The organism is Streptomyces sp. XM83C (assembly GCF_023072675.1).
Taxonomy (GTDB): Bacteria; Actinomycetota; Actinomycetes; order Streptomycetales; family Streptomycetaceae; genus Streptomyces; species Streptomyces thermocoprophilus.
On sequence record NZ_JALLGL010000099.1, the window covers coordinates 1 to 20,168 of the forward strand.

Sequence of the window (20,168 nt, forward strand, 5' to 3'; positions counted from 1 at the left end):
CCTCTGCCCCCACCGCCGAAGCCCCTGAAGCGCGACGCGCCATGACGGCCCCCGTCCCCGCCGAAACCCCCGGCTCCCTCCGCATAGGCAACTTCTCCGGCTTCTACGGCGACCGTTTCGACGCCCTGCGCGAGATGCTGACCGGTGGTGACCTGGACGTCCTCACCGGCGACTATCTCGCCGAGCTGACGATGCTGATCCTGGGCAGGGACCGGCTGAAGGACCCGTCGGCCGGGTATGCGCGGACGTTCCTGCGGCAGCTGGAGGACTGTCTCGGCCTGGCACACGCGCGTGGCGTGCGGATCGTCACCAACGCGGGCGGGCTGAACCCGGCGGGGCTGGCCGAGGCGATACGGGGACTGGCGGAGCGGCTCGGGGTGCCGGTGCGGGTGGCGCACGTCGAGGGCGACGACCTCACCGCCGTACACCCGGGTGCCCTTGCCGCGCATGCCTACCTCGGCGGTTTCGGGATCGCAGCGTGTCTGCGCGCGGGCGCGGACATCGTCGTCACCGGGCGGGTCACCGATGCCGCGCTGGTCACCGGGCCGGCCGCCGCGCACTTCGGGTGGGGGCCGACGGAGTACGACCGGCTCGCGGGTGCGGTCGTCGCCGGGCATGTGCTGGAGTGCGGCACGCAGGCCACCGGCGGGAACTACGCCTTCTTCCGCGAGGGCGACGTCCGCCACCCCGGTTTCCCCCTCGCCGAGATCCGCGCCGACGGCAGCAGCGTCATCGGCAAACACCCCGGCACCGGCGGTTTCGTCGACACCGGCACGGTCACCGCGCAGCTGTTGTACGAGACGGGCGGCGCCCGGTACGCGGGACCGGACGTCACCGCCCGGCTGGACACCGTACGGCTCACGCAGGACGGGCCGGACCGGGTCCGTGTCGACGGGGTGCGCGGTGAGGCGCCGCCGCCGGAGCTGAAGGTCGGGGTGAACCGGCTCGGCGGGTTCCGCAACGAGGTCGTCTTCGTGCTGACCGGTCTCGACATCGAGGCGAAGGCCGAGCTGGTGCGGGCGCAGATGGAGCCGGTCCTCGGCAAGGTCGCGGAGGCCCGCTGGACGCTCGCGCGCACCGACCGGGCGGACGCCGGCAGCGAGGAGGAGGCGAGCGCGCTGCTGCGGCTCGTCGTGCGCGACCCCGATCAGCGGGCCGTGGGGCGGGCGTTGAGCGGGGCCGCGATCGAGCTGGCGCTGGCCAGCTACCCGGGCTTCCATGTGCTCGCCCCGCCCGGGAAGGGGGCGCCGTACGGGGTGTTCGAGGCGGCGTACGTGCCGCAGGGGGCCGTGGAGCACACGGCCGTGCTGCCCGACGGCAGCCGGGTCGCCGTACCCCCGCCTTCCGCCGCACGCCCCTTGACCGCCCTGCCGGAACCGGAGCTGCCCGCCCCGCTGCCGGCGGGGCGGGTCCGGCGGGCGCCCCTCGGGCTGGTCGCCGGGGCCCGCAGCGGCGACAAGGGCGGTGACGCCAACGTGGGGGTGTGGGCGCGGTCCGAGGACGGCTGGCGGTGGCTGGCGCACGAACTCACCGTCGAAAGGTTCCGGCAGTTGATCCCCGAGGCCCGGGATCTGCCCGTCACCCGGCATGTCCTGCCGAATCTGCGGGCCCTGAACTTCGTCGTCGAAGGCGTCCTCGGCAGCGGTGTCGCCTCCCAGCACCGGTTCGACCCGCAGGCCAAGGCGCTCGGCGAATGGCTGCGCGCCCGCCATCTGGACATCCCGGAGGTACTGCTGTGACGGTTCTGCGGACGGCGCTGGACACGGGCTCGGCGGAGTACCGCGCCAACCGTGAGGCGATGCTCGCGAAGCTGGACGATCTGGCCGCCGAGCATGCCAAGGCGCTCGCGGGCGGCGGCGAGAAGTACGTCGAACGGCACCGCAAGCGCGGCAAGCTCCTCGCCCGCGAACGTATCGAACTGCTTCTCGACCCCGACACGCCGTTCCTGGAGCTGTCCCCGCTCGCCGCGTGGGGCAGTGAGTACCCGGTCGGCGCGTCCCTCGTCACCGGCATCGGTGTCGTCGAGGGCGTGGAATGCCTGATCACCGCCAACGACCCGACGGTGCGGGGCGGCGCCAGCAACCCCTGGTCGTTGAAGAAGGCGCTGCGCGCCCATGAGATCGCGCTGGCCAACCGGCTGCCGCTGATCAGCCTCGTCGAGTCCGGCGGCGCCGATCTGCCGTCCCAGAAGGAGATCTTCATCCCCGGCGGGGCGATCTTCCGTGATCTGACGCGGCTGTCCGCGGCGGGCATCCCCACGATCGCGGTCGTGTTCGGCAACTCCACCGCGGGCGGCGCGTATGTGCCCGGCATGTCCGATCACGTGATCATGGTGAAGGAGCGCGCGAAGGTGTTCCTCGGCGGGCCGCCGCTGGTGAAGATGGCCACCGGTGAGGAGAGCGACGACGAGTCGCTGGGCGGTGCGGACATGCACGCGCGTGTGTCGGGCCTCGCCGACTATTTCGCCGTGGACGAGCCGGACGCGCTGCGGCAGGCACGCCGCGTGGTCGCCCGCCTCAACCACCGCAAGGCGTACCCGGACCCGGGTCCCGTGGAGCCGCCCAAGTACGACGAGGAGGAACTCCTCGGCATCGTCCCCGGCGATCTGAAGACGCCGTTCGATCCGCGCGAGGTGATCGCCCGGGTCGTCGACGGCTCGGACTTCGACGAGTTCAAACCGCTGTACGGCACGAGCCTGGCCACCGGCTGGGCCGCCCTGCACGGCTACCCGGTCGGTGTCCTCGCCAACGCGCAGGGCGTGCTGTTCAGCGAGGAGTCGCAGAAGGCCGCCCAGTTCATCCAGCTCGCCGACCAGCGGGACATCCCGCTGCTGTTCCTGCACAACACCACCGGCTACATGGTGGGCCGGGAGTACGAGCAGGGCGGCATCATCAAGCACGGCGCGATGATGATCAACGCGGTGTCCAACTCGCGGGTGCCGCACCTGTCCGTCCTGATGGGCGCGTCGTACGGGGCCGGCCACTACGGCATGTGCGGTCGCGCCTACGATCCGCGGTTCCTGTTCGCGTGGCCCAGCGCCAAGTCGGCGGTGATGGGCCCGCAGCAGCTCGCGGGCGTGCTGTCGATCGTCGCCCGCCAGTCGGCCGCCGCGAAGGGGCAGCCGTACGACGACGAGGCGGACGCGGCGCTGCGCGCCATGGTGGAGCAGCAGATCGAGTCGGAGTCGCTGCCGAAGTTCCTGTCCGGGCGGCTCTACGACGACGGCGTCATCGACCCGCGCGACACCCGCACCGTCCTCGGCCTGTGTCTGTCCGCGATCCACACCGCGCCCTACGAGGGCGCGCGCGGCGGCTTCGGCGTCTTCCGGATGTGAGGAACCCACCCGTGATCACTTCTGTGCTCGTCGCCAACCGGGGCGAGATCGCCTGCCGGATCTTCCGCACCTGCCGCGAGCTGGGCATCCGCACGGTCGCCGTGCACTCCGACCCCGACGAGGACGCGCTGCACACGCGCGTGGCCGATGCGGCGGTACGGCTGCCGGGCGCGGCGCCCGCGGAGACGTATCTGCGCGGTGATCTCGTCGTGAAGGCGGCGCTCGCGGCCGGCGCGGACGCCGTCCACCCCGGCTACGGCTTCCTGTCGGAGAACGCGGACTTCGCGCGTGCCGTGACGGACGCGGGTCTGGTGTGGATCGGGCCGCCGCCGCAGGCGATCGAGGCGATGGCGTCGAAGACACGTGCGAAGGAACTCCTCGGAATCGAGCCGCTGAAGGACGTCACCGAGGCCGATCTGCCGGTGCTGGTGAAGGCGGCTGCGGGCGGCGGCGGGCGCGGTATGCGGATCGTGCGCCGCCTGGAGGAGCTGGACGCCGCGCTGGAGGGGGCGCGCGCGGAGGCGGAGAGCGCGTTCGGCGACGGGGAGGTGTTCGTCGAGCCGTACGTGGAGCGCGCACGGCACGTGGAGGTGCAGATCCTCGCCGACGCGCACGGCACGGTGTGGGCGCTCGGCACCCGCGACTGCTCGTTGCAGCGCCGCCACCAGAAGGTGATCGAGGAGGCTCCCGCGCCCGGCCTGCCCGCCGCGCTGGAGCGCGAGCTGCACGCGCTGGCCGTGCGCGCCGCGCGCGCCGTGTCGTACGTGGGCGCGGGCACCGTCGAGTTCCTCGTCGCCGACGGGCGCGCCCACTTCCTGGAGATGAACACCCGCCTCCAGGTCGAGCACCCCGTCACCGAGGAGGTGTTCGGCCTGGACCTGGTCGCCGAGCAGATCCGGATAGCCGAGGGCCGGCCGCTGGCCGGTGATCCGCCCCGGCCGCAAGGGCACGCGGTGGAGGCCCGCCTGTACGCGGAGGACCCGGCGAGCGGCTGGGCCCCGCAGACCGGCACCCTGCACCGGCTCGCCGTGCCCGGCGGGGTACGGCTGGACACCGGGTACGGCGACGGCGACACGATCGGCGTGCACTACGACCCGATGCTCGCGAAAGTCGTCGCGCACGCCCCCTCGCGCGCCGAGGCGCTGCGCAAGCTGGCGGGCGCCCTGGAACGCGCCGTCGTGTACGGGCCGGTCACCAACCGGGAGCTGCTGGTGCGGTCGCTGCGGCACGAGGAGTTCATCTCCGCCCGTATGGACACCGGCTTCTACGACCGTCATCTGGACGGGCTGACCGTGCCCGCGCCGGACCCGTACGCGCCGCTGGCCGCCGCGCTGGCCGACGCGCACGGCCGGTCACGGTTCGGCGGCTGGCGCAATGTGCCGTCGCAGCCGCAGGTCAAGCGGTACGCGATGGCGGGGGAGGAGCACGAGGTCCGCTACCGGCACACGCGGCACGGCTTCGACGCCGTCGACCCGGCCGGGGTGCGTGTGGTGCGTGCCGGGGCGGATCTGGTCGTCCTCGAGGTCGACGGGGTACGCCGCCGCTACGAGGTCGCGCGGCACGGCACCGACGTGTACGTGAACGGGGACCGGCTCACGTTGCTGCCCCGGTTCCCCGAGGCCGTCGTCCAGCACGCCCCCGGTTCGCTGCTCGCGCCGATGCCGGGGACCGTCGTCCGGGTCGCCGACGGGCTGGTCCCCGGGGCGCGTGTGCGGGCCGGTGAACCGATCGTGTGGCTCGAAGCGATGAAGATGCAGCACGTCATTTCGGCCCCCGTGGCGGGAGTGCTGACCGAGCTGCCGGTGACCCCCGGCCGGCAGGTCACGGTCGGCACGCTTCTCGCGGTGGTGCAGGAATCGCCGGCGGCCGGTTCCCCGGCAGCCGGACCCTCGGCGTCCGGACCCTCGGTGTCCGAGCCGTCGGGGGACGAACCGTCGGCGTCCGATCCGTCGGGGGCCGACTCCTCGACGTCCGACTCCTCGGCGTCCGGCGGGCCGGTGTCCGGCTTCTCGCCGGCCGACCCGTCCGCGTCCGACCCGTCCGCGGGCGGGTGACACCGCCCGCCCGGCCGCCCCCTATCCGCAGCCCGGAGGACTTACGTGACCACTCTCGTCGAACCCGAAGAGCACCAGGCACTCCGCAAGGCCGTCGCGTCGTTCGCGAAGACCCATGACGGCGTCGACAACCGCCGCATGTGGCAGGACGCGGCGAAACTCGGCTACATCGGCGTCAACCTCCCCGAGGAGTACGGCGGAGGAGGCGGCGGCATCAGCGAACTCGCTCTCGTCTGCGAGGAGATGGGCGCCGCGGGCAACCCGCTGCTGATGATGATCGTGTCCCCGGCGATCTGCGGCACCGTCATCTCCCGTTTCGGCACGGAGCAGCAGAAACGTGAGTGGCTGCCCGCGCTCGCCGACGGCAGCCGTCTGATGGCGTTCGGCATCACCGAGCCCGACGCCGGCTCCAACAGCCACCGCATCACCACCACCGCCCGCAGGGACGGCACGGACTGGCTGCTCACCGGCCGCAAGGTGTTCGTCTCCGGGGTGGACATCGCCGATGCCACGCTCATCGTGGGCCGCACCGAGGACGCCCGCACCGGCCGGCTCAAGCCGTGCCTGTTCATCGTGCCGCGCGACGCCGAGGGTTTCTCCCGGCGGAAGATCGACATGGAGCTGAGCGCGGAGGAGAAACAGTTCGAGCTGGTCCTCGACGATGTCCGGCTGCCCGCGGACGCGCTCGTGGGCGACGAGGACGCCGGCCTGCTGCAACTGTTCGCCGGGCTCAACCCCGAACGGATCATGACGGCCGCGTTCGCGATCGGCATGGGCCGCCACGCCCTCGGCCGCGCCGTGGAATACGCGCGTGAACGCTCCGTGTGGGGCGCCCCCATCGGCGCCCACCAGGCCATCGCCCACCCCCTCGCGCAGGCGCACATCGACCTCGAACTGGCCCGGCTGATGATGCAGAAGGCCGCCCGGCTGTACGACGCGGGCGACGATGTCGGCGCGGGCGAGGCCGCCAACATGGCGAAGTACGCGGCCGGGGAGGCCTGCGTGAAGGCCGTCGACCAGGCGGTGCACACCCTCGGCGGGAACGGCCTCACCCGGGAATTCGGGATCGCCCGATTGATCACGGCGTCCCGTGTGGCACGTATAGCCCCGGTGAGCCGGGAGATGATTCTCAACTACGTCTCCCATCAGACCCTGGGCCTGCCCAAGTCGTACTGACCCGGCACCGCCCGGCCCGGCAGCACCGCACCGTCCGGCACACCGTCGTGCGAGGAGGAACCGTGTTCCGCAGCCAGTACGCAGACGTCCCGCCCGTCGAACTCCCCATCCACGAGGCGGTCCTGGGCAGTGCCGCCGACTTCGGGGACGCGCCCGCCCTGATCGACGGCACCGACGGCACCACCCTCACCTACGAGCAGGTGGACCGCTTCCACCGGCGCCTCGCCGCCGCGCTCGCCGAGACCGGCGTCCGCAAGGGCGATGTGCTCGCCCTGCACAGCCCCAACACGATCGCCTTCCCCACCGCGTTCTACGCAGCCACCCGCGCGGGCGCCTCCGTCACCACCGTGCACCCGCTCGCCACGCCGGAGGAGTTCGCGAAACAGCTGAAGGACTCCTCGGCCCGGTGGATCGTCACCGTGTCCCCGCTGCTCGACAGCGCCCGCCGGGCCGCCGGACTCGCCGGCGGCATCCAGGAGATCTTCGTCTGCGACAGCGCGCCCGGCCACCGCTCCCTCATCGACCTGCTCGCCACCACCGCACCCGAACCGGACATCGCCATCGACCCCGTCGAGGACGTCGCCGCGCTGCCGTACTCGTCCGGCACGACCGGTACCCCCAAGGGCGTCATGCTCACCCACCGGCAGATCGCCACCAACCTCGCCCAGCTCGACCTGGCGGTCACCGCGGAACCCGGCGAGCGGATCCTCGCCGTGCTGCCGTTCTTCCACATCTACGGCCTGACCGCGCTGATGAACGCGCCGCTGCGCAAGGGCGCCACCGTCGTCGTCCTGCCCCGCTTCGAACTGGAGACGTTCCTCGCCGCCATCCAGAACCACCGCATCACCGGCCTGTACGTGGCGCCGCCGATTGTCCTCGCCCTCGCCAAGCACCCACTGGTCGAGCAGTACGACCTGTCGTCCCTGCGGTACATCATCAGCGCCGCCGCCCCGCTCGACGCCCGCCTCGCCGCCGCCTGCTCCCGCAGGCTGGGCCTGCCTCCCGTCGGCCAGGCCTACGGCATGACCGAACTGTCCCCCGGCACCCACGTCGTCCCCCTGGACGCCATGCACGAGGCGCCGCCCGGCACCGTCGGCAAGCTCATCGCCGGCACCGAGATGCGCATCGTCTCCCTCGACGACCCCGGCAAGGACCTCGGCCCCGGCGAGTCCGGGGAGATCCTCATCCGCGGCCCCCAGGTGATGAAGGGCTACCTGGGCCGTCCCGACGCCACCGCCGCCATGATCGACGACGACGGCTGGCTGCACACAGGCGACGTCGGCCATGTCGACGAGGACGGGTGGCTGTTCGTCGTCGACCGGGTGAAGGAACTCATCAAGTACAAGGGCTTCCAGGTGGCGCCCGCGGAACTGGAGGCGCTGCTGCTCACCCACCCCGGCATCGCCGACGCCGCCGTCATCGGGGAGTACGACGACGACGGCACGGAGATCCCGCACGCCTTCGTCGTCCGCCAGCCCACCGCACCCGACCTCACCGAAACGGACGTCCTGATGCACGTCGCCGAACGCGTCGCCCCGTACAAACGGGTCCGCAAGGTCACCTTCGTCGACGCCGTGCCCCGCGCCGCCTCCGGCAAGATCCTGCGCCGGCAGCTCAGGGAGGGCACCGTATGACCGTCGTCGCCCGCAGCCGCGACCGTGGAGTGGAGACCCTCGCCCTCGACTCCCCGGCCACCCGCAACGCCCTGTCCGCCGCCTTCGTCGGGGAACTGGCCGACGCGCTCACCGACTGCGGCAAGGACCCCGACGTCCGCGCCGTCGTCCTCACCCACACCGGCAACACGTTCTGCGCGGGCGCCGACCTGCGCGACCCGCCCGCGCCGGACGCCCTCGTCGCCCTGCTGCGGCAGATCGTCGAACTGCGCAAACCCGTCGTCGCCCGCGTCACCGGGCACGTCCGTGCCGGAGGGCTCGGACTGCTCGCCGCCTGCGACATCGCCGCCGCCTCCCGTGAGTCCACCTTCGCGTTCACCGAGGTCCGTATCGGTGTCGCGCCCGCGGTGATCTCCCTGACGGTGCTGCCGCGCACCGACCCTCGCGCTCTCGCCCGCTGGTACCTCACCGGGGAACGCTTCACCGCCCCCGAAGCCGTCCGCGCCGGCCTGCTCACCGCCGAAGGCGACGACGTCGACGCCGTCCTCGCACCCGTCCTCGACGGCATACGCCGGTCCGCACCCCAGGGCCTGGCCGAGACGAAATCGCTGCTCACGGCTAGGGTGCTGGAAGCGTTCGACCGGGACGCGGCCGACCTGACCGCGCTCTCGGCCCGGCTGTTCGCCACCCCGCAGGCCCGCGAGGGGATGACGGCCTTCCTCGAACGCCGGGACCCGGTATGGGTCGTATGACACCGGCGCCGGCACCCCCCGCGCCACCAACAGCGACACCAGCGGTGAGATCGGTATGGACATGACGACGGCGGAGCGTCTCCCCAAGCAGGACCGCAGCCGAGCCACCCGGCAGCGGCTGCTGGAGGCCGCCGTGGCCTGCCTCGCCGAACACGGCTGGGCCGGCTCCACCGTCGCCGTCGTCGCCGAACGCGCCGGCGTCTCCCGCGGCGCCGCCCAGCACCACTTCCCCACCCGCGAGGACCTGTTCACCGCGGCCGTCGAGTACGTCGCCGAGGAACGCTCCCTCGCCCTGCGCGCCCTCTTCCCCGAGGGTGCGCAGGGCGCCGAACGCCGCGCCGTCATCGGCGCCCTCGTCGACCTCTACACCGGCCCCCTCTTCCGCGCCGCCCTCCACCTGTGGGTGGCCGCCTCCCACGAGGAGCAGCTCGGCCCGCGCGTCACCGAACTGGAGGCCAAGGTGGGCCGCGAGACCCACCGCATAGCCGTCGATCTGCTCGGCGCCGACGAGTCCCGCCCCGGCGTCCGCGAGACCGTGCAGGGCCTCCTCGACATGGCCCGCGGCCTGGGCCTGGCCAACCTCCTCACCGACGACACCGCCCGCCGCGAACGCGTCGTCGCCCAGTGGGCGGACCTCCTCGACGACGCCCTCGGCTGAGCAGCCGGCCGCCGTGGCGGGCGATGTCACGCGGGCGATGTCAGTGGCGGGCCGTACGGTTCGCCGCATGGGTGACTTCTTCCAGACGATCGTCGACCTCGACGCCGGCCCGCAGGACGCGGCGCGGCTCGCGGAGCGTGTCGTGGGATGGCTGGCCGCCGAGGGCATCGTCCTCGCCGCACCCACGCGGTGCCTGCTGGGGGACGGCCTCGGGCACGAGCCCGGACCCCACTGGATCAAGGCGACGGGCGAGGAGAACGCGGACCACCAGCCGTACGACGGGCTGGAGGTGCACACCGAGCGGACGGTCTTCCACGACGGCCAGGGCGGCCCCGGATCGGTGATCTGCCCGCGCTGCGGCACCACCACCGGCCTGGACTTCGGCGGCCCGGAGGAGGGCCCCGTGGGTGAGGACGGCACCCCGCCCCCCGGAGACGGGGCCTCACCCGCCGACGAGGACGGCCTCCCACCCGTCGGCGGTCACGGCGCCCCGCCCGGCGAGGAGATCTGGCCGAAGTTCGGAGAAGCGATCACCACCTGGTACGAGACGGGCGCCGCCGCGCACATCGACTGCCCCGTCTGCGCGGCCCCGGTCGCCCTCACCGACTGGCGGTGGGGTGACGGCTGGTTCTCGTTCGGGTACCTCGGCTTCGAGTTCTGGAACTGGCCACCCCTGTCGGAGGAGTTCCGTGCCCGCGTCGCCGACCTCCTCGACGGCCACCGCACCGCGTACCACTGGGGCAAGCTGTGAAGCCCGCAGAGCGGCGCGGCAGACGGGACGGCCGGGCACACCGCCGGCCGCCGCGCCGGTTCACGGGCTGAGCCGCTCCACCCGCCAGGTGCCGTCCTGCTCCGCCACATAGCGCAGCCGGTCGTGCAGCCGGTTCTCGCGGCCCTGCCAGAACTCCACGGACTGCGGCGCCACCCGGAAACCGCCCCAGTGCGGCGGCACCGGCACCTGCTCGCCCTCCGGATAGCGGGCCTCCAGCTCCGCGTACGCAGCGTCCAGCTCGGCCCGCGACGGCACCACCGACGACTGCGCGCTCGCCCACGCCCCGAGCTGCGAGCCGTGCGGGCGGGTACGGAAGTAGGCGGCGGTCTCGTCCCGCCCGGTCCGCCGCGCCACGCCCTGCACGATGACCTGCCGGGCCATCGGATGCCACGGGAACAGCAGCGACACATACGGGTTCACCGCCAGGTCACGGGCCTTGCGGGAGTCGTAGTTGGTGTAGAAGACGAAGCCCTGCTCGTCGAACTGCTTCAGCAGCACCGTACGAGAGCTGGGACGGCCCTCGGCGTCCGCCGTGGACACGATCATCGCGTTGGGTTCGAACAGGTGGGCCTCTGTCGCGGCGTCCTTGAACCAGCGCCGGAACTGCTCCACCGGCGTGGGCGCCAGCTCCGACTCGGCGAGTCCCTCCGCCCGGTACTGCATGCGCATCGACGCGGGGTCGGGAGCGAGGGAGTCGGCGGGGGCGACGGGGGCGGCGTCTCGGTCGGTCACGCCGTCATCTTGCCGTATCCGCCCGGTCGTACGGGCAGGCGTTCCGCAACGCGAACCCCCCGAAGGTGGCACTGAGTGCCGCGAACGCTCCCCAAGGATGACACCCGGGGATATGGTGCTGATGCGCCCTTGTGCGCCCCGACGGGGTGATCCCCCGCCCGACCGGGCACGACAGGGCCGACCCACCCATGCGGAGCCGTCCCCGGCCGCTGCGACCACACATCACGAGGAGCCGCCTGATGTCCGACTTCGTACCCGGACTCGAGGGAGTCGTCGCGTTCGAGACGGAAATCGCCGAACCCGACAAGGAAGGCGGCGCACTGCGGTACCGCGGCGTCGACATCGAGGATCTGGTCGGCCACGTCTCCTTCGGCAACGTGTGGGGCCTGCTCGTCGACGGCGCGTTCAACCCCGGTCTGCCGCCCGCCGAGCCGTTCCCCATCCCGGTGCACTCCGGTGACATCCGCGTCGACGTCCAGTCCGCGCTCGCCATGCTCGCCCCCGTATGGGGTCTGAAACCCCTCCTCGACATCGACGCCGAGCAGGCCCGCGCGGACCTCGCGCGCGCCGCCGTCATGGCCCTGTCGTACGTCGCCCAGTCCGCCCGCGGTCAGGGCCTGCCCATGGTGCCGCAGCGGGAGATCGACAAGGCGAGCTCCGTCGTCGAACGGTTCATGATCCGCTGGCGGGGCGAGCCCGACCCGCGCCATGTGAAGGCCGTCGACGCCTACTGGACCTCCGCGGCCGAGCACGGCATGAACGCCTCCACGTTCACCGCCCGCGTCATCGCCTCCACCGGCGCCGATGTGGCCGCCGCGCTCTCCGGTGCCGTCGGCGCCATGTCCGGCCCGCTGCACGGCGGCGCGCCCTCCCGCGTCCTCGGCATGATCGAGGAGATCGAGCGCACCGGCGACGCGGTCGCGTACGTCAAGAACGCTCTCGACCGAGGCGAGCGCCTGATGGGCTTCGGGCACCGCGTCTACCGCGCCGAGGACCCCCGTGCCCGCGTCCTGCGCCGCACCGCCCGTGAGCTGGGCGCGCCCCGCTACGAGGTCGCCGAGGCGCTGGAGAAGGCCGCGCTGGAGGAGCTGCACAACCGACGCCCCGACCGGGTCCTCGCCACCAACGTGGAGTTCTGGGCGGCGATCGTCCTCGACTTCGCCGAGGTCCCGGCGCACATGTTCACGTCCATGTTCACCTGCGCCCGTACGGCCGGCTGGTCGGCGCACATCCTGGAGCAGAAGCGCACCGGGCGCCTGGTCCGCCCGTCCGCCCGCTATGTCGGGCCGGGCCCGCGCAGCCCGCGCGAGATCGACGGCTACGACGACATCAGCGGCGTGTGAGGCTCTCTCCCGGCGAGGCGGCCCGCAGGAGCGGCGTCTGACGCTCCCGGCGAGGCGGCCCGATTCCGGTGGCGTCCGTGCTCTCGGCGCAGGCGGCCCGCGAGCACGGACGACCCGAGGACGCGGACGGCGACCCGAGGACGCGGACGGCGACCCGAAAACGCAGACGACCCGCGAGTCTGGTCCTTCCCAGGAGACCTGGGGAGGAGCCGGCCGGACGTACCGGCGACTCGCGGGTCGGGTGACTGCGTGGAATTGGCCGGCTGCGCGCATCGCTCACGCGCTGGTCCGGCGCCGAACCGAGTACGACGGCGGGCCGCTAGCCCGCAGTCACCTCTTCCGTCCGGTATGCATACATCTGCCGAACCACCTCCTTTCCGAAGTAGCAGCAACCCTAGGAAGCAGTCCGCCGCGATTCAACCGCTTTTTCACGATGCGAACGGCGTACCCGAAAAGCCGCTGATGAGGGCCCTACCGTGACCGCCCCGCCCGGCGTTCCCCGCCTCTCGCCCCGGGCCGTGGCCCTTCGCCGGAGGCCTCCTGCGCGCCGGGCGTTCCCGTCTCTCGCTGCCGGGCCGTGGCGCGTCGCCGGAGGCCTCCTGCGCGCCGGGCGTTCCCGTCTCTCGCTGCCGGGCCGTGGCGCGTCGCCGGAGGCCTCCTGCGCGCCGGGCGTTCCCGTCTTTCGCCCCCGGGCCGTCGCCCTTCGCCCGAGGTCTCCTGCACGCCCGTAGCCCCCGCCTCCGCGGCCGGGCGTCATCCCTCGCCCGAGGCCTCCGGCGCGCCCGTAGCCCCCGCGCCGCCCGTCGCCTCCGCCAGGTCCAGCGTCAGCGCGATCCGCGCCGCCACGTCCTCGGCGTACAGCGTGTCGGACCGCTCGAACCCGGCCCGCCCGCTGCCCCGCAGAAACGTCACGACACCGAGCGTCCGCCCCCGGCTGCGCAGCACCGTGCACAGCGCGTACCGGGTGTCCTCCGGCCACTGCCGGGCCAGCGCCCACTCCCGCGCCTCCTGCTCCGGCACCGAGCCCGCGGAGGACCGCACCGACCCGGCCCGCTGCACGCACTGCAACGCCGGATGCCCCTCGCCGTACCGCACCGGCAGTCCCGCGCCGCCGTCCAGCAGGCTCGGGCCCGGTCTGCCGGACGGCGTCGCGGCGAGCCGGACCAGCCGCACCGGGCCCGCCTCGTCGGAGTCGGCGGCCCGCCCGGCGCCCACCACCCGGTCGATCACCGCGTGGTCGGCGAACCCGGCGAGCGCGAAGTCCAGATGGACACCGGCCGCCTCCACCGGGTCCTCGCACTCGGCGGCGGCCCGCGCCGCCCGGTGCGTCTGGTTGGTGCGGAACCGCAGCAGCGACGCCTCCTGCTCGGTCTGCTTGGTCTCGGTGATGTCCTGGAACATCCAGCCCACCCCGAGCGGCACCGGCTCCTCGGCGAGCGGCGACGACAGCCGCAGGAACGCGCTGCGCCAGCACCGCCGGCGCTCGCCCTCCGGTGTGCGCACCGCCACCCACACCTCGGCGGGCGCGGGCGGCGCGCCCTCGGCCAGCACATGTGTCAGGGCGCTCTCCAGCTCCTCCACGCCCTGCGACAGCAGCTCCCCGAGCGGACGGCCCAGCACGGTCGTACGGCCGGTGCCCAGCAGGCGCGCCGCGTGCGCGTTGACGACGGCGGGCCGCAGATCCGCGTCGACCAGGACGACACCCCAGCTCGCGTCCTCGAACAGCGCCTCGCTCAGGGCGATGGACCGCTCCAGGTCGATCTGCGCGTGCACCTCGCTGAACGCGCAGTACACCCCCGCCGGCTTCCCGTCCGGGCCGCGCACCGCCGCGGACTGGGTGCGCACGAGCACCCGCCCGCCGTCCTTGGTCAGCAGCGCGAACTCGTGCACCTGGCGGCCGGGCGCGCTCATCGCCGACATCAGCCGCGCCTCGACCTCCTCGGCGTCGGCGCTGCGCACCGCCCAGCCGGCCAGGCCCTGCCGGCCCACGGCCTCGGTGGCGCTCCAGCCGAGGATGCGTTCCGCCTCGCGGTTCCAGTGGGTGACGACGCCGTCGGCGTCGAAGGCGCACAGGGCCGCGTCCATGCCGTCCAGGAGCGCGGCGAGCAGATCCGCCCCGTCCCTCTCCGGCGGCTCGGGCTCGTCCGGCCCCAGCTCGTCGGTCGTCCCACTACGCCGGGAAGCACTCACCTGAACCCCCTGCAGGCTGCGTCCGCAGTTACGGCGCGTCGGTTCGCTCACTTGCCCTCATTGAACTGGAACGTGACCCAGCCCACACATGGTTCCCGCAAGATTGCGAGAATCGTTGTACGGCGACGACAGGCCGTTCGCCAGGGCTGTACGCCGCGTCAGCGCGAACTCGGCGCGAACCGTCCGGGCGGGGACAGGAACCCCGGTCCCGGCCGGTCGTCGGCCTCACGGAGCCAGCCGCAGGTCCACCCACTCGTCGCTCTCCCCGTCCAGCACATACCGCTCGATCTCGGTGAAGCCGTGCGCCTCGGCGAACCGCAGCCCGTCCGCGTTGGCGGCGAGCACGCACGTCTCGACCGCCTCGGCGCCCAGCACGCGCGCGTGCGTGAGGGCGTTCTCGTACAGGGCGGTGCCGATGCCCCGGCCGCGGAAGGCGGGCAGCACGCGCGCGATGACCGTGGCCGTGCCGCCGTCCCCGGAAGGCGGACGGACCGTGGAGCAGCCGACGAGGGTGTCGCCGAGATAGGCGTTGTCCAGCCGGTTGCGGGTCAGGCGCTCCTCGGCGTCGGCCGGGGACATCGCCGCGGGCGGCACGATCACGTTGTGGACGTACCGCCACTGCTCCAGCATGGCTGTCCCCGAGACCTGCTCGATCCGCAGCCGGTCACCGACCGGGCCGCGCCGCGCGTCCACCTCGATCTCGATCCGCATCCGGGGGTCGGACAGCCCGCACACCATCATGGTCGCCGCGGGCCGCACCTGTCCGAACGTCTTGCGCAGCACGGGCCGGCAGGGCTCGAAGTCCTCCCGTGCGGGCAGCAGGTACCGCACCCGTACGACGTCCTCGAAGGTGCACCCGGCCTCCGTGAGGGCCGCGCCGATGTTGCGCAGACACTGCTCGGCCTGTTCGACGACGTCGTCGGAGATGGTCATGGACGCGTAGTCGAAGCCGGTCGTGCCGGAGACGTGCACGCGGTCCCCGTCGACCACGGCACGCGCGTACCCGATCTCCTCCTCGAACGCCGAACCGCCGATGATCGCCCGCCGCTTGTGATCCGTCATGCGCCGCACGCTACGGCCGGGCCGCGGCGAGGGTCCAACGACTTGTCGACGTCGGCGTGCCCGCGGGGTCAGCTGCGGTAGAAGATCCGGTCCCGGTACTGCACCAGCACGCGCGCGTTCCAGTCGTGGCCGCCGTCGACGTTGCCGGAGCGCAGCAGCGGGGGTTCGATGCCGCGGTCGGCGAGCGCGGCGGCGGCGGTGGCGACGACCGCCTGGAGGAGGGCGGTGGTGACGACGGTGGAGGCCGGTGCGAACGGGGCGGGCACGGTGTCGAGGGTGAGTTCCGCGTCCCCGACCGCGATCTTCGAGTCGAGGACGAGGTCGCAGTGGTCCTTGAGGAAGGTGCCGGAGGAGTGCCGGGACTTGGTCTCTGCCGCGTACGCCACGGACGTCACGCCGATGACCCGTACGCCGAGGGCGCGGGCGTTCATCGCCATCTCCACGGGAAGCGCGTTGCGGCCCGACAGGGAGACGATGATCAGCACGTCACCGGCGCGCAGCGGCGAGCTGTCCAGGACGGCGGCGGCGAGCCCGTCGACGCGTTCCAGGGCGGAGCCGAGCGTGGCCGGCATCACGTCGACGCCGACGACGCCGGGTACGGCGAGCAGGTTCATCACGGCGAGGCCGCCGGCGCGGTAGACGACGTCCTGCGCGGCGAGCGAGGAGTGCCCGGCGCCGAACGCGAACAGGCGTCCGCCGGCCGCGACGGTGTCGGCGAGCAGCGTCCCGGCCTCCTCGATCGCGCTGCTCTCCTCGTCCCGCACGCGCTGGAGGAGGCCGATCGCGGCGTCGAAGAACTGGTCGGCCGGCCGGTCGCTCATCCGCGGGCTCCTTCGCACAGTGCGGTCGGTGTCGCGGATCACCGTGCGGTCTGGACCACTGCGGTGTCAATACGGCCGCACCAGCCTCGGTACGGCGTCCGCCACGGCCTCGGGTTTCTCCGGCGAGGCACGGTTGTCAGTGGTATCCGGCAGAATTGACGTCAGGGCCAGCGCACGCGCCGAGCGGCCTCGGGCCTTCGGCACATCTCTATTCGAGGGGCACGTATGTCCGGACTGATCGACACCACGGAGATGTATCTCCGCACCATCCTCGAGCTTGAGGAGGAAGGTGTGGTCCCCATGCGCGCCCGGATCGCCGAGCGGCTCGACCAGAGCGGGCCGACGGTCAGCCAGACGGTCGCCCGGATGGAGCGGGACGGCCTGGTGTCCGTGGCCAGTGACCGGCATCTGGAGCTGACCGACGAGGGCCGCCGGCTCGCCACGCGCGTGATGCGCAAGCACCGTCTGGCCGAGTGTCTGCTCGTCGATGTGATCGGCCTGGAGTGGGAGCAGGTGCACGCGGAGGCCTGCCGCTGGGAGCACGTGATGAGCGAGGCGGTGGAGCGCCGCGTGCTGGAGCTGCTGCGGCACCCGACGGAGTCGCCGTACGGCAACCCGATCCCGGGCCTGGAGGAGCTGGGCGAGAAGGACGGCGCCGACCCGTTCCTGGACGAGGGCATGGTGTCGCTGGCGGAGCTGGACCCGGGCAGCGAGGGCAAGACCGTCGTGGTGCGCCGTATCGGCGAGCCGATCCAGACGGACGCGCAGCTGATGTACACGCTGCGTCGGGCGGGCGTGCAGCCCGGCTCGGTGGTGAGCGTGACCGAGTCGGCGGGCGGGGTGCTCGTCGGCAGCGGCGGCGAGGCGGCGGAGCTGGCCGCGGACGTCGCCTCGCATGTGTTCGTCGCCAAGCGCTGACCTGCGGGCGGGACGCGCGGTCCGCTGAACCGCCGCGCCGGTGCCCCCGCGCGTGCGAGGCTGTCGCGTGAGGCAGTGGACCCGGGGTGCGTGAGGCGTTCGCCGGAGGGGCGGGACGGTGTGCCGCAGGCAGGCAGTGAGACGGAGGGCCCCGGCGCCGTGCGGCGCCGGGGCCTGTCCTCCCCTGCCACGACCCGGAGCCCCGAGCTCTCAGGGTCGTGCCCCTCGGACCGATTTCCCCGAGCGGTCCGCCCCCCGTTGAAGATCTCCCCTCGGCGGCGGCGATCATTCCTTGAGCGCGGTCACTCGAACGAGGGGTGTTGCGCGGCGAGACAGCGTTTTTCGAATGGGTATTCGATAGTCTGCGGGTGACGGACCACGCGGAACGTGCGCTACACATGGTGCACAGCACGACACAGCCCGTGGAACGACGACAAGCGGAGCCCGACGACGCACACGGCGACGCGACGGCGCGGCGCCCCGGACACACTCCGACAGCAGAGCACAGCGGTACGACGACAGGCGGCAACGCGGAGCTTGGGGGGTACCAGGAGCATGACGCGGCGCATCGAGGTGACCGGAGCGGGCGGAGTACGCCTCGCGGCCTGGGAATTCGGCGACCCGCCCAAGGACGCGCCGGGCATCCTCCTGCCCGCGCAGAGCGGCCCGGGGGACCACCCGGGACATCATGGCGGGCCTCGCGCGCCGGGCGGTGCGGGCGGGCGGACGGGCAGCGGGCGTACGGGCGGTGCCACGGGGCTCGCCGGCGACGCGGCCGGCCGCCCCGGTGACGGACCCACCCGGTCGGCCGGCGTCCTGTTACTCCACGGCCTGATGGGCCGCGCATCCCACTGGGCGTCCACCGCCCGATGGCTCTCCGAACGGCACCGCGCCGTAGCCCTCGACCAGCGCGGCCACGGCCAGAGCGAGAAGCCCCCGCAGGCCGCCTTCACCCGTGAGGCCTACGTCGACGACGCCGAGGCCGCCCTCGAACAGCTCGGCCTCGCCCCCGCCGTGATCGTCGGCCACGCCATGGGCGCCCTCACCGCCTGGCAGCTCGCCGCGAAACGCCCCGACCTCGTCAGCGGCCTCGTCATCTGCGACATGCGGGCCTCCGCGCTCGGCGCCGCCTCGCAGCGCGAATGGGCCGACTGGTTCAAGTCCTGGCCAGTGCCCTTCGCCACCCTCGCCGACGTGCGCAAATGGTTCGGCGAGGACGACCCGTGGGTGGAACGCCCCAACCCGGCCCGCGGCGCCTACTACGCCGAGGTCATGCAGGAATCCCCCGACGGCTGGCGGCCCGTCTTCGACCCCGAGCAGATGCTCCGCTCCCGCGAGACGTGGGTGTACGACGCGCACTGGGAGGAACTGGCGCAGGTGCGGTGCCCCACGCTCGTCGTGCGCGGGCTGGACGGGGAGCTGGGGCGGGCGGAGGCGCAGGAGATGGTGCGGGTGCTGCCGCGCGGGCAGTACGCCGAGGTCGCCGACGCGGGGCACCTCGTCCACTACGACCAGCCCGAGGGGTGGCGGGAGGCGGTCGAGCCGTTCCTCGACGCGGTGCTCACTGCGTGAGGCTTTCGCGCAGTTCCCCCCGCCCCTCTTTCGGGGGGTTGGGCATGCCGCCCTGCCTCGGTGAGGTCCGGGCGTGACCCTTTCGGGTGGGTGAATTCCGGTGCCGGCATGTGCCGGTCCGTCGGGGCTGGTCACGCAGTTCCCCGCGCCCCTCGGGGGCCGTTGTCGGGTGGGGGCAGGTCCGTCGCGGTCGGGCGCGCAGTTCCCCGCGCCCCTTTCCGGCGTTGCCCGTGCCCTGGGGCGGAGGGGCTGGGGGGCTTCGGGGCACGCGGGTTCCCTTGTCGGTTCGTGCCGGTCCGTCGGGGCTGGTCACGCAGTTCCCCGCGCCCCTTTGGGTTTCGTTCCGCCCTGCGATGCGAGGCTTCGGGGGCCGTCGGGGGTGGGCTTCGTTGTGGGTGGGCGCGGTCAGCCCTTGCTGACCGCTGTGAGGATTTCCGGGAGGTGGGAGGACGTGCGCGGGGCCGACAGGTGCAGGCCGAGCAGCGCGATCGCGGTGCCGTAGAGCAGGCCCGTCGGCAGGAGCAGCCAGCCGTAGGCGTCGGCGCCGGGGCCGATGTGCAGCCAGATCGTGAGGGCGATCACCGGGGCGCACAGCAGTGCCGCCGCGACCATCCCCCCGAAGATCGACATCCAGGCCAGCCCCACCTGCCCCGGCACCACGTTCTTGTGGCCCTCCTGCGGGATGGAGTACGGGAACCGCGCCGACGACCACGCGCCCGTCCCCAGCATCGCGCCGAGCAGCGCGAACGACAGCCCCAGCACCTCGGGCAACCGCCCCCAGCTGCCGATCAGCGCCGTCGTCACCACCGTGACCAGCGTGGTGTACGGCAGTGTCACCACCAGCAGCGCCAGCGCCCGCCCCCGAAGCTCCACAAAGGCGTCCCGCGGACCGGAGATCGTCATTGCGACCATCCAGAACGCCGAGGTGTCCTGCCCGAACTGGTTGTACATCTGCATGCCGAGCATGCCCGCGGCGAAACACGCGAAGTACACCGACCCGGTGCCCTGCACCGCGTTGAACACCGGGACGATCAGCCCGATCGCGAGCGACGTCACCCACGCCGCCTTCGTCTTCGGGTCCCGCCAGATGTAGCGCAGGGTGCGCCCCATCACCGTGCCGGTCCGCCCGGCCGGCAGCAGCCGCTCCCAGCCCCGCGCACCGTCCCGCCCC

Annotated in this window: 15 protein-coding genes and 1 pseudogene; 11 read left to right on the forward strand and 5 right to left on the reverse strand. The window is 72.9% G+C overall.

Annotated features, from left to right (window positions below; all coding sequences use genetic code 11):
• Positions 1 to 41: 41 nt before the first annotated feature.
• The 8 genes from MTQ10_RS13745 (at position 42) to MTQ10_RS13780 (ending at position 10,338) form a co-directional block, all read left to right on the forward strand.
• Positions 42 to 1,739 (forward strand): acyclic terpene utilization AtuA family protein, encoded by a 1,698-nt coding sequence (locus MTQ10_RS13745; RefSeq protein ID WP_247466873.1) that lies wholly within the window; start codon positions 42 to 44, stop codon positions 1,737 to 1,739.
• On the forward strand, positions 1,736 to 3,334 hold the full coding sequence (locus MTQ10_RS13750; RefSeq protein WP_247466876.1) for an acyl-CoA carboxylase subunit beta: 1,599 nt from the start codon (positions 1,736 to 1,738) through the stop codon (positions 3,332 to 3,334). Before MTQ10_RS13745 ends, MTQ10_RS13750 begins: the two co-directional genes overlap by 4 nt.
• Before the next feature lie 11 nt (positions 3,335 to 3,345).
• Positions 3,346 to 5,388: an acetyl/propionyl/methylcrotonyl-CoA carboxylase subunit alpha gene (locus MTQ10_RS13755; protein ID WP_247466879.1), complete on the forward strand. Its 2,043-nt coding sequence runs from the start codon at positions 3,346 to 3,348 to the stop codon at positions 5,386 to 5,388.
• Between the two features lie 45 nt (positions 5,389 to 5,433).
• Positions 5,434 to 6,564 (forward strand): acyl-CoA dehydrogenase family protein, encoded by a 1,131-nt coding sequence (locus MTQ10_RS13760; RefSeq protein WP_247466882.1) that lies wholly within the window; start codon positions 5,434 to 5,436, stop codon positions 6,562 to 6,564.
• 62 nt (positions 6,565 to 6,626) lie between these two features.
• Positions 6,627 to 8,198: a 4-coumarate--CoA ligase family protein gene (locus MTQ10_RS13765; RefSeq protein WP_247466884.1), complete on the forward strand. Its 1,572-nt coding sequence runs from the start codon at positions 6,627 to 6,629 to the stop codon at positions 8,196 to 8,198.
• A complete protein-coding gene (locus MTQ10_RS13770) occupies positions 8,195 to 8,929 on the forward strand; it encodes an enoyl-CoA hydratase family protein (RefSeq protein ID WP_247466886.1) in 735 nt (244 codons plus the stop codon). Before MTQ10_RS13765 ends, MTQ10_RS13770 begins: the two co-directional genes overlap by 4 nt.
• 61 nt (positions 8,930 to 8,990) lie before the next feature.
• A complete protein-coding gene (locus MTQ10_RS13775; protein WP_247466911.1) occupies positions 8,991 to 9,587 on the forward strand; it encodes a TetR/AcrR family transcriptional regulator in 597 nt (198 codons plus the stop codon).
• A 67-nt stretch (positions 9,588 to 9,654) separates the two neighbouring features.
• Positions 9,655 to 10,338 (forward strand): hypothetical protein, encoded by a 684-nt coding sequence (locus MTQ10_RS13780; RefSeq protein WP_247466890.1) that lies wholly within the window; start codon positions 9,655 to 9,657, stop codon positions 10,336 to 10,338.
• A 60-nt stretch (positions 10,339 to 10,398) separates the two neighbouring features.
• Here MTQ10_RS13780 and pdxH read toward each other — a convergent pair whose 3' ends face one another.
• Positions 10,399 to 11,091, reverse strand: a complete 693-nt coding sequence (pdxH, locus tag MTQ10_RS13785) for a pyridoxamine 5'-phosphate oxidase (RefSeq protein ID WP_374117606.1) — start codon at positions 11,089 to 11,091, stop codon at positions 10,399 to 10,401.
• A 239-nt stretch (positions 11,092 to 11,330) separates the two neighbouring features.
• Between pdxH and MTQ10_RS13790 the strand changes: the two genes are divergently transcribed.
• Entirely contained in the window at positions 11,331 to 12,434 is a 1,104-nt protein-coding gene (locus MTQ10_RS13790) for a citrate synthase 2 (protein WP_247466893.1), read from the forward strand.
• Between the two features lie 753 nt (positions 12,435 to 13,187).
• Here the strand turns inward: MTQ10_RS13790 and MTQ10_RS13795 are convergent.
• From MTQ10_RS13795 to MTQ10_RS13805, 3 genes are all read right to left on the reverse strand, one after another.
• Positions 13,188 to 14,624, reverse strand: a complete 1,437-nt coding sequence (locus MTQ10_RS13795; RefSeq protein WP_247466896.1) for a PAS domain-containing protein — start codon at positions 14,622 to 14,624, stop codon at positions 13,188 to 13,190.
• 225 nt (positions 14,625 to 14,849) lie between these two features.
• Positions 14,850 to 15,686 carry a GNAT family N-acetyltransferase gene (locus tag MTQ10_RS13800; protein ID WP_247466899.1) on the reverse strand — a complete coding sequence of 279 codons (837 nt, stop codon included), beginning with the start codon at positions 15,684 to 15,686 and terminating at the stop codon, positions 14,850 to 14,852.
• Between the two features lie 68 nt (positions 15,687 to 15,754).
• A complete protein-coding gene (locus MTQ10_RS13805) occupies positions 15,755 to 16,507 on the reverse strand; it encodes an SIS domain-containing protein (protein ID WP_247466902.1) in 753 nt (250 codons plus the stop codon).
• 225 nt (positions 16,508 to 16,732) lie between these two features.
• Here MTQ10_RS13805 and MTQ10_RS13810 point away from each other — a divergent pair, with 225 nt between their 5' ends.
• Both MTQ10_RS13810 and MTQ10_RS13815 read left to right on the forward strand, forming a co-directional pair.
• A complete protein-coding gene (locus MTQ10_RS13810; protein WP_247466906.1) occupies positions 16,733 to 17,425 on the forward strand; it encodes a metal-dependent transcriptional regulator in 693 nt (230 codons plus the stop codon).
• A gap of 555 nt (positions 17,426 to 17,980) precedes the next feature.
• Positions 17,981 to 18,997 carry an alpha/beta fold hydrolase gene (locus MTQ10_RS13815; protein WP_247466909.1) on the forward strand — a complete coding sequence of 339 codons (1,017 nt, stop codon included), beginning with the start codon at positions 17,981 to 17,983 and terminating at the stop codon, positions 18,995 to 18,997.
• A gap of 405 nt (positions 18,998 to 19,402) precedes the next feature.
• Here MTQ10_RS13815 and MTQ10_RS13820 read toward each other — a convergent pair.
• Positions 19,403 to 20,168: pseudogene (locus MTQ10_RS13820) on the reverse strand (transporter); the annotation flags it as partial.

Bases quoted from the DNA above. Each gene is read 5' to 3' on its own strand.
- MTQ10_RS13745 (WP_247466873.1), top strand. From the start codon at position 42: ATGACGGCCCCCGTCCCCGCCGAAACCCCCGGCTCCCTCCGCATAGGC.
- MTQ10_RS13770 (WP_247466886.1), top strand. From the start codon at position 8,195: ATGACCGTCGTCGCCCGCAGCCGCGACCGTGGAGTGGAGACCCTCGCC.
- MTQ10_RS13775 (WP_247466911.1), top strand. From the start codon at position 8,991: ATGACGACGGCGGAGCGTCTCCCCAAGCAGGACCGCAGCCGAGCCACC.
- MTQ10_RS13780 (WP_247466890.1), top strand. From the start codon at position 9,655: ATGGGTGACTTCTTCCAGACGATCGTCGACCTCGACGCCGGCCCGCAG.
- MTQ10_RS13790 (WP_247466893.1), top strand. From the start codon at position 11,331: ATGTCCGACTTCGTACCCGGACTCGAGGGAGTCGTCGCGTTCGAGACG.
- MTQ10_RS13800 (WP_247466899.1), bottom strand. From the start codon at position 15,686: ATGACGGATCACAAGCGGCGGGCGATCATCGGCGGTTCGGCGTTCGAG.
- MTQ10_RS13805 (WP_247466902.1), bottom strand. From the start codon at position 16,507: ATGAGCGACCGGCCGGCCGACCAGTTCTTCGACGCCGCGATCGGCCTC.
- MTQ10_RS13810 (WP_247466906.1), top strand. From the start codon at position 16,733: ATGTCCGGACTGATCGACACCACGGAGATGTATCTCCGCACCATCCTC.
- MTQ10_RS13815 (WP_247466909.1), top strand. From the start codon at position 17,981: ATGACGCGGCGCATCGAGGTGACCGGAGCGGGCGGAGTACGCCTCGCG.